At 47.7% G+C, this 13,127-nt stretch carries 13 protein-coding genes and 1 pseudogene; 8 read left to right on the top strand and 6 right to left on the bottom strand.

Going from position 1 to position 13,127, the window contains the following annotated elements:
• The first annotated feature begins 5 nt into the window (after window positions 1-5).
• The 4 genes from K4H25_RS07145 to K4H25_RS07130 all read left to right on the top strand — a co-directional run bounded on the left by K4H25_RS07145 (window position 6) and on the right by K4H25_RS07130 (window position 3,096).
• Window positions 6-1,220: an MFS transporter gene (locus K4H25_RS07145; protein ID WP_221022636.1), complete on the top strand. Its 1,215-nt coding sequence runs from the start codon at window positions 6-8 to the stop codon at window positions 1,218-1,220.
• Between the two features lie 87 nt (window positions 1,221-1,307).
• Window positions 1,308-1,886: a hypothetical protein gene (locus tag K4H25_RS07140; protein ID WP_221022635.1), complete on the top strand. Its 579-nt coding sequence runs from the start codon at window positions 1,308-1,310 to the stop codon at window positions 1,884-1,886.
• A 148-nt stretch (window positions 1,887-2,034) separates the two neighbouring features.
• Complete coding sequence (locus K4H25_RS07135; protein ID WP_221022634.1) at window positions 2,035-2,430, top strand: YkgJ family cysteine cluster protein; 396 nt, start codon at window positions 2,035-2,037, stop codon at window positions 2,428-2,430.
• Between the two features lie 168 nt (window positions 2,431-2,598).
• Window positions 2,599-3,096, top strand: a complete 498-nt coding sequence (locus tag K4H25_RS07130; protein WP_221022633.1) for a hypothetical protein — start codon at window positions 2,599-2,601, stop codon at window positions 3,094-3,096.
• A gap of 90 nt (window positions 3,097-3,186) precedes the next feature.
• On the opposite strand, the pseudogene arfB reads toward K4H25_RS07130, so the two are convergent.
• Together arfB and K4H25_RS07120 are read right to left on the bottom strand one after the other, a co-directional pair.
• Window positions 3,187-3,576 (bottom strand): annotated as a pseudogene (arfB, locus tag K4H25_RS07125) (alternative ribosome rescue aminoacyl-tRNA hydrolase ArfB); the annotation flags it as partial.
• A gap of 34 nt (window positions 3,577-3,610) precedes the next feature.
• A complete protein-coding gene (locus tag K4H25_RS07120; protein WP_221022631.1) occupies window positions 3,611-4,261 on the bottom strand; it encodes an energy transducer TonB in 651 nt (216 codons plus the stop codon).
• 92 nt (window positions 4,262-4,353) lie between these two features.
• Between K4H25_RS07120 and K4H25_RS07115 the strand changes: the two genes are divergently transcribed.
• The 4 genes from K4H25_RS07115 (at window position 4,354) to K4H25_RS07100 (ending at window position 6,890) form a co-directional block, all read left to right on the top strand.
• Window positions 4,354-4,716, top strand: coding sequence for a response regulator transcription factor (locus K4H25_RS07115; RefSeq protein WP_221022630.1), 363 nt, complete (start codon window positions 4,354-4,356; stop codon window positions 4,714-4,716).
• 2 nt (window positions 4,717-4,718) lie between these two features.
• A complete protein-coding gene (locus tag K4H25_RS07110) occupies window positions 4,719-5,330 on the top strand; it encodes a chemotaxis protein CheX (RefSeq protein ID WP_221022629.1) in 612 nt (203 codons plus the stop codon).
• Window positions 5,331-5,335: 5 nt separating this feature from the next.
• On the top strand, window positions 5,336-6,289 hold the full coding sequence (locus K4H25_RS07105; RefSeq protein WP_221022628.1) for a diguanylate cyclase: 954 nt from the start codon (window positions 5,336-5,338) through the stop codon (window positions 6,287-6,289).
• 214 nt (window positions 6,290-6,503) lie between these two features.
• On the top strand, window positions 6,504-6,890 hold the full coding sequence (locus K4H25_RS07100; RefSeq protein WP_221022627.1) for a copper chaperone PCu(A)C: 387 nt from the start codon (window positions 6,504-6,506) through the stop codon (window positions 6,888-6,890).
• 204 nt (window positions 6,891-7,094) lie between these two features.
• Here K4H25_RS07100 and tkt read toward each other — a convergent pair whose 3' ends face one another.
• The 4 genes from tkt to K4H25_RS07080 form a co-directional block, all read right to left on the bottom strand.
• Entirely contained in the window at window positions 7,095-9,095 is a 2,001-nt protein-coding gene (gene tkt / locus K4H25_RS07095; RefSeq protein ID WP_221022626.1) for a transketolase, read from the bottom strand.
• 246 nt (window positions 9,096-9,341) lie between these two features.
• The gene (locus K4H25_RS07090) at window positions 9,342-11,069 is read right to left on the bottom strand and encodes a PHA/PHB synthase family protein (protein WP_255588134.1); all 1,728 of its coding nucleotides are present in this window, start codon (window positions 11,067-11,069) and stop codon (window positions 9,342-9,344) included.
• Between the two features lie 192 nt (window positions 11,070-11,261).
• On the bottom strand, window positions 11,262-11,954 hold the full coding sequence (gene murU, locus K4H25_RS07085; protein ID WP_221022625.1) for an N-acetylmuramate alpha-1-phosphate uridylyltransferase MurU: 693 nt from the start codon (window positions 11,952-11,954) through the stop codon (window positions 11,262-11,264).
• Window positions 11,955-12,106: 152 nt separating this feature from the next.
• Window positions 12,107-13,099 (bottom strand): aminoglycoside phosphotransferase family protein, encoded by a 993-nt coding sequence (locus K4H25_RS07080; protein WP_221022624.1) that lies wholly within the window; start codon window positions 13,097-13,099, stop codon window positions 12,107-12,109.
• Window positions 13,100-13,127 lie beyond the last annotated feature (28 nt).

Here is a 13,127-nt window from a genome sequence, read left to right as displayed (position 1 = left end):
AATCTATGTCAATACAACCCAGCTTATTTAGAAATCGTAATTTTGGCCTTTTATGGCTCGCTTCCATCATTGGTAACTTTGCACTCGCCATCGCCATGATGGCTGAAACTTGGTATGTCGTTAAAACCCTCGGCGCCAAAGAGCAATTGGGCTGGGTGATGATTGCTGGTTCCATCCCAAGGATCGCCTTAATGGCCATCGGCGGTGTATTGGCCGATCGAATGTCGCGCAGCCGGATTATTTTAGTTTCTTTAGCATTGCGCGTGGCCTTACTATTTGGTTTAGTCGGGCTACTGTATTTACAGCGTTTAGATATTTGGGCGTTAACCGCTTTTGCTTTCTTTTATGGTGCCTTAGACGCTTTTTTCTGGCCCGCACGCGATACGCTCACGCCGGCCATTGTTACTGATGGCGATCTGACTCGCGCCAATTCAATCATGCTCACGACCAATCAAGTGGGTATGGTTTTTGGGCCGGTACTGGGCGGCGCAATGCTCGCGCTGATGAGTTACGAAGCGATTTTTAGCCTCACTGGCGGCATGTTATTTATTGCGACTTTATGTATTGCTGGGATCAAAGAGCCACGTAGCCAAGCGATCCGCCAAGCAAGCTCGATGCTCACTGAGCTCAAAGAAGGCATCACTTATGCCATTCAAACACCGGTTTTGCGTGCACTCATGCTCATTTACATCACCGCGAATCTGCTTTTTATGGGTCCGCTGGCATTAGGCATTCCGATTATCGTGGCGGATTATTTACATGGTGAAGCCAGCACCTTGTCTTTCTTACAAAGTACTTTTGCTGCTGGGATGGTCTTAGGTGGTATTTTATTAACACTTTATCCCCCGAGTAAAAAACGCCTACTGATGATTACCGTCATTATTGCGCTTGAGGGCGTATTACTGTCCTTACTACCGCATACCCCTTGGATTTGGGCTGCAGTGGCCATTCAATTTTTTATTGGGATGGGCGTCGCTGGTAATAATGTGCCGATGATGTCATTGATTCAACAGTCTGCTGATCGCGATAAGCTCGGGCGCGTTATGAGCCTTAATAATATGGTGTCGATGGGCCTATCGCCCGTCTCTTACGCGATGGTCACCGCTATGCTTGCAGCACAACTGAGTATCACTTGGATCATGCCTATTTTTGGCTTAACAATGGCGCTGGTAATGCTACTACTAATCTGGCAACTCAAAGTGATTCGCACCACCGATTAAGCATTTATAGCTAGACAAGACATAAACCCAAGCTGAACTCAATCTTTCAACCTATAAAGAATCATTCATTTATTTGGACGATTGACCATGGTGGAATTACCTTTGGGTGGCTCGGCGGCACACAATCCAGATTTAGATTGGGATCAAGTGCGTGAAACCATATTAATGATGGGGATCGCCGTTGCTCAAGTTCGCCATGCGATGGAAGAAGGCAGCGCTTCATTTACCAAGCTAGCGGACTCCTTTGCTGTCACCTGCCAGCACATTGAATCACTGCGGAACGATCTAACACAAATTTTACCGACACTACCGGCAGAACTCGATCTACCCAACAAAATTAGCGAAATTAACGAGCAAAACATGCAGTCGATCATCGCATTTCAATTTTATGATCGCCTATCACAACGGCTTGAGCATGTTTGCAGCACGATTAGCGAACTTGCAGTACTGGTTTCCGATCATGCTTTGCCGGATCAAGCCCAAGCGTGGCTTGATTTACAAAGAAAAATTCGCTCGCAATACACAATGGAGCAAGAAAAAGTTTTATTTGATGCCATATTACACGGCGACCCGATTCATACCGCGCTCATTAAAGCGGGCAATATTAGTATTAACTTTGACCCCAAACCCAGACCAGCAGATGACGGCGGCATTGAATTATTTTAATCAAGGCCAATTCATCTCAATTTCGCGCCAGCTGAGTAGGAAACCTAACATCAACAAGCCCTAAGGTAATATTTTTTCTACCAGAACAACTACTTAGCGAGCCACAGACTGTGGTATGCTGCGCACCTTTCTTGATTTTGAATGCATCATGACCCGCCAAATCCTCAACCGTACCGAACTCCACGATCCTGATACATGGGTGAAATTCACCAAAGGCAAATGCGACGATTGCTATTCGGGCTGTTGCACCATGCCGGTCGAAGTCAAAATCGGTGATTTAATCCGGATGGGTGTGGTCGATGAATTCGATAAAGACGAACCGGCAAAAAACATCGCCAAACGCTTAATGAAAGCGCGAATTATCGAGCATTTTAATTTCAAACATGAAATTTACACGCTCGCTCGGCGCGGCACCCGTGATTGCATTTATTTAAACGAAGAAACTCGTTTATGCACCATTTACGAAAAACGTCCAAATACCTGTCGTAACCATCCCACGATTGGTCCAAAACCCGGCTTTTGTGCCTATATCCGCTGGTTTTAAGCCCGACTAGGCAGGTATTTCATCCTAAGCCATATAGAATAATGGTTAGAGGTGGATACCCTTGCCATCTTATTTTCAGCGCCTCACTACTCAACGTTGAGGCAACACCTCGCTTGCGTGTTGCCCGCCGCCACTCGATTGGCCGCAGCTTACTTATTTTGGAATTTTATGCAAACGCAAATTATTGAACTCTTTGAATTGATCGCCGACGGCGGTTTAGACCATGAAGACATTCTCGCCATGACCGCCGAAGTGATGGCTGCTCAGCAAGACCCTATCGCCTATCGTGCACGCCACGCCGCAGATTTTTATCCTAGCGAAACGGCAGTGCCGCTCTGGGAAGTAGTACTTCTCGAGCAACTCGCTGACGGTTTGATTTTTAACGCCCAATCCATGCCAGCGCTATACCAGCAAATCAGCGACGCTTTTGGTGAGGGCGAGCTCGAACTCGAAGCCAGCGCTTTAACTGAATTGAGCGAAACTTCGGCGCTAAAAGCCATTCAAGATGAACTCAATCCTAACTTCACCTTAATCGACTTTAGTCATCGCGATCAAATGCAAATGCTCCTGATCCGCACGCATCATCTAACGGCTTTTTTCAAGCTATGCCAAGCGCTCAATATTCAAGCCAGCATCGCTTACGAAAACCGCTTTAAAACCAATTAAACGTTTCACAGCGACCCAATTCAAACCGACTTTGCTAGTCGGTTTTTTTTCAAACATGATTCAACAGCAAATCACACTGAAAGACTCAACTTAATACGCCACTTTGCCCCGCAGTGCCTTCACTGAGCCTCGCAACTGTTTTCCATCCAAACGACGTTGTTTTGCACCATAACTAGGCTTAGTTGCGCGGCGTGGCTTGGCCAATACCGCGACACTTTCAATCAGCGACATTAAGCGCAGCATCGCCTCGGCGCGATTAGCTTCTTGACTGCGCGAAGTTTGCGCCTTAATCACTACCACGCCGTCTTTATTAATTCTTTGGTCATTCAGTGCCAATAGCCGGCTTTTAAATTCGGCGGGCAATGAAGAATTTGGAATTGAAAAACGTAAATGCACTGCACTGGAGACTTTATTGACATTTTGTCCTCCCGCGCCTTGAGCGCGAATGGCACTAAACTCAATTTCATGACTGGGAATTTCTGGAATTTTCATTGTATTAACAAATCACCTTGCTTTATTTCAAATTAAATTCAATCGCAAAAACAACATTCGCCTCAATCGACACGCCATTTTTTTTGGCGGGGATAAATCGCCACTGCGTTTTCACCGTCTCCACCGCGGCCTGATCTAAACGTGGGTAATGACTACTGCTTAATACCGTGACTTGAATTGGCTCACCTGCTGCGTTGACCTTCACTTGTAATTGCACCTTGCCACTCTCCATTTTCATCCGTGACAAACGCGGCATTTCTGGCTCTGGATTATTTAAGTAGGCCGCACGATATTGCACGGCGGTCTCCTCTGCCGCAGCGCTCATAACTGCCGAAGTCTCTGCGGAATTCACAGTCTGCGTTTGCGGCGATTGAAGCCCCATACTGGTCGCTGAAGCTTGCGGCTTGGCAAGCGGCGCTGCTACGTGCTCACGAGGCTTTGGCAAAGCGGGTGTAAGGGGCTTTTTAGTTATAGTCTGCCGTAAAGGAGGCCGATTTGGATGAACGACTGAAGGCTGTTTTGCAACCGCAGGACTCAATACCGCAGGCGCTTGCAATCGCACTAACAGCGGGAGATCCGATGCCGCAGCCTCAGTCTCAAAACGCCCCTGCCAAGCAAAAACGACCAGTGCATGCAGTAATAATGAGCTTAAAAAAGCGATTCGCCAGATCATCTTGTAATTCTACGACTCCAATTTAAAACATCATACATTGCAATTTCACAGTAAATACCTACACTGAACTGACTATCCGCTGGAATAAACTCATGCCCTATACCATGCTCATTGTTGATGACAGCCGCGTTTCACGCATGATGATACGATCTTTTGCCATTGCACAGCGTCCAGACTGGGTTTATCTCGAAGCTGGCTCTGGACTAGATGCCATCGAAATGGCGAAAACCCACAAAATAGATTTCATTTCTATGGATCTTAACATGCCAGGCATCGATGGCATTGAAGCGGGCACGACCATCAAAGCACTGCAGCCCGATTGTTTTATTGCTTTATTGACGGCCAATGTCCAGAACAGTACACAAGAGCGCGCGCTCAACGCTGGCTTACACTTTGTTCCCAAGCCCATCGTAGCGGACACCCTTCTTAAAGTCTTCACGATCGCAGGAGCATAAGCATGCTAGAACTTGGCTCACTACAACGCGATGCACTATGTGAAATTTTTAATATCAGTGTGGGTCAAGCTGCTGCCAGCATGAGCCAAATTATTAACGAAGAGATTTTACTCTCAGTACCGATGGTTGAATTTTATAGCGTCGAAGAGGCTGCCCATTACTTAGAAAAAACCAGCCAACGGGTCTGCAGTGTTAGGCAAAGCTTTGACGGGAGTTTTCACGGCAATGCGCTACTTATTTTTCCTGAGGCACGAAGCTTAGATTTAGTTCGCTTAATGATGGGTAATAGCCTACCCATCGAGCAACTGACTGAATTAGAACAAGATGCCCTCTCCGAAATTGGCAATATTATTCTCAATTCTTGCTTAGGCTCTTTAGCCGATATTTTTAAGCAACCTTTTCAATGCGGTTTGCCGGCACTGCATATCGGCTCAGGTATCTCAGTTCTCAAAGAGTGCGATGCCAATCATGTGGTGATGGTGCTGCAAATTCAATTTTCATTGTCTTCTCGTGAACTACACGGGCACGTCATATTTATTATGAATGCCAACTCACTCGATTTACTCAACGAGGCAATCAATCAATTTTTAGGTACCATGATGGTACAAAGCTAAGCTAAATGATGAACAACCATGCTCCTTTATTATTATTTAGCACCTTTGACGCACTCGAACTTGGCGTCCTTATTTTAAATGGTAAAGGTGAAATTGCATTATGGAATCGCTGGTTAGTTAAAGCATCTGGTCGTAATTCAGATGGTTTAATTGGTTTACCTTTAAGTATTGCCTTCCCTGAATTAAAAAATACTCGTGTAGAACAAGCCGTTAAATTGGCCATTGAAAAAGATCAGTCTTCTTTTTTATCACAATGCTTAAATCGAGCGCCGTTTAATTTATTTCGCCTACATAATAATGACGAAGTGCCGCTGCGAATGCAGCAACAAATTCAAGTCACGCCATTACGGCAATTTGATAATGAACAGTTTTGCTTAATTCAAATCCAAGATGTCACCGCCTCGGTGATCCGCGAACAAATCTTGCAAGAACGCGCCGCTGAATTGCATCGTTTTGCTTATCAAGATGGTTTAACCGGCATCCCCAATCGCCGCTATTACGAAGAGAAATTAGCTGAAGAATGGCGTCGGGCAATTCGACAAAAACATGCATTGAGCGTCTTGATGATTGATATTGATTTTTTCAAACGCTATAACGATCAACTTGGCCACCAACAAGGCGACACCTGCTTGCAAGAAATTGCCTCAGCGCTGCAAGCAGCATTACGTCGACCCACTGACATTATTGCTCGCTATGGCGGCGAAGAATTTATCGTATTACTGCCGGCAACACCTATGGCGGGCTGCATCACCATCGCCGAACAATTACTCGATGCCGTTCGTGAACTGGAGCGACCGCATCCAGATTCACCGCACCACATTGCCACTGTGAGTATTGGCTGTGCAACATCAACACCAACCCGAGATGCTGAATCGAGCGTGCTGATTCAAGAGGCTGATCTTGCGCTGTATTTTGCTAAACAACATGGTAGAAACCAACTTCGCGATAGCCAATCCTGATTCCCCTGTAGTCAACTGACAAATACCCAGCTTTTAAACTTATTCATCATCCAGTTATACTGACAACTCCCTCGCTAGCCACTCAGCAATGCTTGCGCAATAACGGCTGGCAGTCTTTTTAAGTTGTCTTGTTTTGGAAAAGAATATGTTTAAAAAACTCGCCCTTTTCGCGGCTCTTGCATTCAGTGCAAACCTATCCTTGGCGCAAGATAGCGTGTCAGTTGATCAAGTTTGGACGCGAGCCACGCCACCTCAAGCGGCCAATGCCGGTGTTTTTATGACCATCAATAGCAAAGCGGCGGATCAACTGCTATCAGCGAGTTCCGACCTTGCCAGCAAAACTGAGATTCATGAAATGAAAATGAGCGATGGCGTGATGAAAATGCGTCAAATGACGGCTGGGCTCCCTATTGCCAGCAATCAAACGCTAACACTAGCGCCTGGCGGCTATCACATTATGCTGATTGGACTAAAAAAAGGCCTTGTCGCTGGTGAAAAACAGGCGCTCACGCTCCATTTTGCCAAAGCTGGCGCAATCACCGTGACCGTTGACGTTAAAAACATCGCTCACATGCCAGCTTCAGCAGCGCACTCACATTAAAGTAATATCGCTGCATTCAGTGCTCAGTAATGTCTACGACAGTCGATTTAGCAGCGTTAATAACGAGCTAAATCGACCGCTTCGTAGGCTATTCATGCTGACTTAAAGTTAACGACAACGCCAGTCAAAACCGTGACTTTCAAGCCAACGACAGCCAATAAAAAAGCGCCCGAAGGCGCTTATTGATTGCAGCAACTCAATCGCTTATTTCAGCAATGCTTTGGCACGAGCCACTACGTTTTCAACTGAGAAGCCAAAGTGCTTGAACAGCAGATTTGCTGGTGCAGACTCACCAAACGTATCCATACCAATCACATCGCCTTCAAGACCAACATATTTGCGCCAGAAGTCACTTGTTGCCGCTTCGACTGCCAAGCGTGGTACGCCCGCTGGCAATACCGATGCTTTATACGCAGCATCTTGCTTATCAAACACATTGGTTGATGGCATTGATACCACACGCACCGCAACACCTTCAGTTTGCAATTGCGCCGCTGCTTTCACCGCCAAATCCACTTCCGAACCCGTCGCCAAAATCACCAACTGTGGGTTAGCCGCATCAACGAGTACATAGCCGCCTTTGGCAATATCAGCCAACTGTTGCTCAGTACGCGCTTGGAATTGCAAGTTTTGACGCGTGAATACCAATGATGACGGCGTAGTCCGCTCACCAATGGCAGCAGCCCAAGCCACCACCGATTCAACGGTGTCTGCAGGACGCCAGGTGTTCATGTTCGGGATGCAACGCAAGGTTTGCAATTGTTCAATCGGTTGATGCGTAGGACCATCTTCACCCAGACCAATTGAATCATGCGTGTAAACGAAGATGTTATTGGTTTTCATCAACGCGGCCATACGCAATGCATTCAAAGCGTATTCGCAGAACATCAAGAACGTGCCACCGAATGGACGGAAACCACCGTGCAACACGATACCGTTCATAATTGCGCTCATACCAAATTCACGCACGCCATAGCTAATGTGATTACCTGAAATCTGACCGTTTTCAACTTTCAAGCTGGTCGAACCCTTCCAGTTGGTCAAGTTTGAACCGGTCAAGTCGGCTGAACCACCGAGCATTTCTGGTAATTGTGGGCAAAGTGCCGACAATGCATTTTGGCTGGCTTTACGCGTTGCAATGGTTTCAGCTTTGCTGTTGGCGTCAAGCACGGCAGCCGCAACGATGTCATTCCAATTCGCTGGCAAATCGCCTTTCATGCGGCGAGTAAATTCAGCGGCTTCGGTCGGGAATTGTGCGGCATACTTGGCAAACAAAGTATTCCACTCAGCTTCAAACGCAGCACCAGCGGCTTTACGATCCCAACCTGCGTACACCTCAGCAGGGATTTCAAACGGTGCGTGTGGCCAGCCAATCGCTTCGCGCGTTGCAGCGATTTCAGCATCACCCAATGGTGCGCCGTGGCAATCATGGCTCGCCGCTTTGTTTGGCGAACCTTTACCGATAATGGTTTTGCAGCAGATCAGCGTTGGTTTGTTGGTTTCTGCTTTGGCGGCATCAATGGCGGCATTGAGTGCATCCACATCATGGCCGTCAACACCAGCAATCACATGCCAGCCGTACGATTCAAAGCGTTTTGGTGTGTCGTCAGTGAACCAGCCTTCAACATGGCCGTCGATCGAAATGCCGTTGTCGTCCCAGAATGCCACCAATTTACCCAAGCCCAAAGTACCGGCGAGTGAGCAAGCTTCGTGCGAAATGCCTTCCATCAAACAACCATCACCCATGAATACATAAGTGTGGTGATCAACGATGTCTAGACCTGGTTTATTAAATTGCGCAGCAAGGAGTTTTTCTGCCAATGCAAAGCCCACTGCATTGGTGATACCTTGGCCCAAAGGACCCGTCGTAGTTTCTACACCTGGGGTGTAATGCACTTCTGGGTGACCTGGGGTTTTTGAATGGAATTGACGGAAGTTTTTGATGTCTTCAATGGATACATCAAAGCCTGTGAGGTGCAATAAGGCATATTGCAACATCGAGCCGTGGCCGTTCGACAGCACAAAACGGTCACGGTTAGCCCAAGCGGTGTTTTGTGGGTTAAAGCGCATTTTGCCGCCCCACAAAGCCAAACCAATCTCAGCCATACCCATCGGCGCACCAGGGTGACCCGAATTGGCTTTTTGCACAGCATCCATCGCCAGTGCACGAATTGCATTTGCTAAATCAGTACGCGTTGCTGCCATCACAGTTTCCTCAGATTGAATATAAGCGCTCTTGCGCCAACTTGATTAAACACGCCCTGCTTGGCCTAACAGCCACCAAACAGCGCGCTAAAATAGGGCTTATTCTCGCTTTAACTCAGCTTTACGACAGAATTAAAGCGCTTTTGCTGACATTGTACTCATGCTACCTAAATAGAGATATTGCTTTGGCGCAAACTAAAATTGAATCAAAACAAAAAGCCAAAGCAAAAGCCGCCGACTATCCTCTTACTCCAAAACATACGTACCCGGCGCTGCACCCAAATTAGGGTGTTGTCGGCTGCTTAACTTGGGTTTGATTTGTGCGCCAGAAAAACCGCGCAACCATTCAACCCAATTGGGCCACCAAGAGCCCGCGACCGGTGCTTGCTGACTCATCGCCTCGGGAATATTTTGATTTTTATCCAACGCAATTTGTCGAAAACTGCGCTTAGATTGCGGGATAGGCGGATTAATAATGCCAACGATATGGCCTGATGTCGATAGGGTTAACCGCACAGGTGCACTCACCCGATTGGCCAAAGTAAAGGTTTGTTGCCATGGTGCGATATGGTCTTCTTCGGCGCTCACCATATAGATAGGCTGGGTAATTCTAGCTAAATCAATACCTTGGCCTGCCAAGTACAAACCATCAGGTGCTATCATTCGATTATGCCAATACAGCTCACGCAAATAGGTGTGATGCATTTTTTTTGGCATGCGCGTGCTATCCATATTCCAATACAAGATATCAAACGCCGTCGATGGCTCGCCCAATAGATAATTGCTTTGCCAATACTGCCAAATCAAGCTGTTGCTGCGTAGCATCCGAAAGCTAGCGGCCATGTCTTTGCCATCCAGATAGCCTTGTCGTTCCATAATGGCATCGATGGCATCAAGACCGTCTTCATCGATAAATACTTCGATATCGCCAGGGCAAGAAAAATCCGTCAATGTGGTCAGTAAAGTCACCGACGACACCGGCACCGCTGCTGGTGAAAGGCGATTAATCCAAGCCATATATAGGCTCACCAAAGTACCACCAATGCAGTAACCGACTAAGTTGACTTGCTCACTACCTGAGATTTCTTTAGCTACTTGAATCATCGGCACAATGCCTTGCGTCAAATAATCATCCAAGCCAACCTCGGCCATGGTGGCATCTGGATTTTTCCAGCTGGTGACAAACACCGAAAATCCTTGATCGACCAAATACTTCACCATGCTTTTGGCTGGGGTTAAATCCAAGATGTAGTACTTATTAATCCACGGCGAAATCAACACAATGGAGGCTTGATGAACTGTAGGGGTATTGCTCTGATAGTGAATCACTTCAAGGAGTTCATTGCGATACACCACGGCACCGGGCGTTGTAGCTAGATTCTCACCGACGGTGAATGCCGATAAATCGGTCATGGCAATATCGCCAGCGCGAATATCTCGCGCCAAATGATCCCAGCCTTGCCACAGGCTCTCGCCTTGCGTTGTGATGGCTTTATTAAGCGCAGTGGGATTACCCAGTAAGAAATTATTTGGCGCCAAGGCATTCAGAAATTGTCGCAACCAAAATGCCGACTTACGCCGCTCACCCTCAGTCAGTCCAGGTGTGGCGTACAGCGAGTTTTGCAACCAGCGGGTTTGAAATAGATAATATTCTTTGACGCTATCCCAAAATGGCGATTCAGACCAAATCGGATCGCTAAAACGAGGGTCGTCTGGCTGCGGCTCGACCAAATCCACATCCTGTTCACCGGCAAATCGACGCAATAGCGCGGCTTGCAATTGAAAGCCATCCATTGCATAGCGATGTAAATTATCAAACAGCTCAAAAGGATGATTGGCCCATGCTTGCTGGGCCTTTCGAGTCGTAGCCAGCAAGCCAAAAGGATCAAATATTTGTTGTAGCTGCCGCTGCAAAACTTGAGCCCGTTGCGCCTGTTCAGTCAAAAAAGCGGTAAACACGGATGATTCAGACATCGCAATTCCCCATCGTGATAACTCGACTTAAATTTACGTTGCAGCGCAACAAAAGACAAGCGTGATGCATTCGCACCTCGAGGAAGCGCACACGTTTCGCCATCCATAACCGCATTAGGCCGCAACGCCTCAAATCCCAAGCTATAACAACGAAGCACTCAAACTACTCTGTTTAGCCACGCTGAATTTAGGCTACTTTTTGGCGGCGTACTGCGCCCGCGCCAATGCCAATCGCTCCACCGTCCCCACATCAAGCCACTCCCCTTGATGGCATTCGCCACTCACTCGCCCTGCCGCCATTGCAGTCAACAAACAAGGCAATAAAGGCATCGCTTGATCAGCTGGGACATCGGCAAAAAACTGGGGGTGGTAAGCCGCAACGCCACAAAAGGTCAGCGGCTGATCGTCGCTCTGGCATGGCACCACCAAACCCGCGTGCAAACTCAGATCGCGCCCCGTTGGATAGCCCGCCTTGGGCACCAACATCAAATGCGCCCAATGACTTTGCGCACTTAATTGCGCCGCAGTTTGGCTTAAAGCCACAAAATCAACATCGGTGAGCACATCGCCATTGACCACGATAAAAGGTGCGTCTCCCAATAGTGGCAGTGCGCGGGCAATTCCGGCAGCGGTCTCCAGCGCCGTGCTTTCGGCGGAATATTCAATCCGCACGCCCCAACGCGAACCATCACCGAGCACCGCTTCAATTTGCTCACCGAGCCAAGCGTGATTAATCACCACGTCGACAATCCCTGCGGCCGCTAAGCGCGCTAAATGCCAAGCAATCAAGGGCTGCCCACCCACTTCGAGCAAAGGCTTAGGTGTCACATCGGTTAAAGGCCGCATCCGTTCACCACGGCCAGCCGCTAAAATCATTGCTTTCATTGGAAACTCAATCAAAAAACGTCGCAAAAAAAAGCTCGATCAGCGCTATGCTGATCGAGACTGCGAATCAATCATCCAACCCAATTACGCCAAGGCGTAACAGCTGCAAACCGCACGGTAAAGTCGCCCGCTATGCGGCAAAAAACGGCGGATTAAAAAGTAAAACCAGACTCGATTTTTTCACCATTTAAATTTACTAATAACCGTCCCAATGGGGTTAACTCGCTATAGCGCAAGCAAACTTGGCGCACATAATGAAATACGCGGGGGATATCGGCTTGATATTGCGGCTTATTGTCGCGGTATTTTAACCGGGCAAATAAACCCAAAATTTTCAAATGGCGCTGCAAACCGGCCATTTCAAATGCCAAATAAAAATCACCAAAATCGTCATGCACCGCTAAACCAGCAGCGCGGGCTTGCTCCCAATACCGAATAGTTAAATCCAGCACAAAGGTTTCGCCCCATTCCACATACGCATCACGCAGTAATGAAACCAAATCGTAAGCAATCGGCCCTTTGACGGCATCTTGAAAATCAATTAAACGCAATGCATCGTTTTGCACCAAGATATTTCTGGAATGAAAATCGCGATGCATAAACAGCGTTGGCTGATTCACCACTTGCTGTACAATCAACGCACAAGCGCGCTCCCATGTGGCCAATTCTTTACCGGCCAAAGTCACGCCAAATTGCTGACCAAAATACCACTCGCGGCAAATATCCAGCTCACGCTGAACAAAGGCGGCATCAAACACCGGCAAATCATCGTCCGAGGTATTGGCCTGCATCTCAACCAGCAGCTTGATGGCACGCAGATACCACTCTTTTGCGCTACTCTCGCTAAGGACACTGGCCAAAGTCACGTCGCCTAAATCTTCTAAAACGACAAAACCCAATTGCAAGTCTTGCTCAAAAACTTGTGGTACGGCAATGCCGGCACCGGCCAATTGTTGCTGGCGCGCCAAAAAAGGCGCGCAATCAAAAACAGCGGGGTCAAAATCCATCACCACCACTGAGCCATCGGCGTAACAAACACGCCAATATTGCCGCACACTGGCGTCAGCCGCAGCTAAAACGATGCTTTGCGGCGTAGCAGCGCGCACTTGTTGCAACCAATTGGAGAGCTGTTCACTGCGATTCATGAGAAATATCGTTCCTGTTTACCACGTT

This window comes from Deefgea piscis (assembly GCF_019665785.1).
Lineage (GTDB): Bacteria > Pseudomonadota > Gammaproteobacteria > Burkholderiales > Chitinibacteraceae > Deefgea.
The sequence above is the reverse complement of the archived record's forward strand: the minus strand, read 5'-3'. Positions and strand labels throughout refer to the sequence as shown.

What these genes read in the sequence shown, in the direction of transcription:
- K4H25_RS07090 (WP_255588134.1), bottom strand. Translation starts at nt 11,069, where the DNA reads ATGTCTGAATCATCCGTGTTTACCGCTTTTTTGACTGAACAGGCGCAA.
- K4H25_RS07110 (WP_221022629.1), top strand. Translation starts at nt 4,719, where the DNA reads ATGCTAGAACTTGGCTCACTACAACGCGATGCACTATGTGAAATTTTT.
- K4H25_RS07115 (WP_221022630.1), top strand. Translation starts at nt 4,354, where the DNA reads ATGCCCTATACCATGCTCATTGTTGATGACAGCCGCGTTTCACGCATG.
- murU (WP_221022625.1), bottom strand. Translation starts at nt 11,954, where the DNA reads ATGAAAGCAATGATTTTAGCGGCTGGCCGTGGTGAACGGATGCGGCCT.
- K4H25_RS07140 (WP_221022635.1), top strand. Translation starts at nt 1,308, where the DNA reads ATGGTGGAATTACCTTTGGGTGGCTCGGCGGCACACAATCCAGATTTA.
- K4H25_RS07080 (WP_221022624.1), bottom strand. Translation starts at nt 13,099, where the DNA reads ATGAATCGCAGTGAACAGCTCTCCAATTGGTTGCAACAAGTGCGCGCT.
- K4H25_RS07145 (WP_221022636.1), top strand. Translation starts at nt 6, where the DNA reads ATGTCAATACAACCCAGCTTATTTAGAAATCGTAATTTTGGCCTTTTA.
- K4H25_RS07135 (WP_221022634.1), top strand. Translation starts at nt 2,035, where the DNA reads ATGACCCGCCAAATCCTCAACCGTACCGAACTCCACGATCCTGATACA.
- K4H25_RS07120 (WP_221022631.1), bottom strand. Translation starts at nt 4,261, where the DNA reads ATGATCTGGCGAATCGCTTTTTTAAGCTCATTATTACTGCATGCACTG.
- K4H25_RS07130 (WP_221022633.1), top strand. Translation starts at nt 2,599, where the DNA reads ATGCAAACGCAAATTATTGAACTCTTTGAATTGATCGCCGACGGCGGT.
- K4H25_RS07105 (WP_221022628.1), top strand. Translation starts at nt 5,336, where the DNA reads ATGATGAACAACCATGCTCCTTTATTATTATTTAGCACCTTTGACGCA.
- tkt (WP_221022626.1), bottom strand. Translation starts at nt 9,095, where the DNA reads ATGGCAGCAACGCGTACTGATTTAGCAAATGCAATTCGTGCACTGGCG.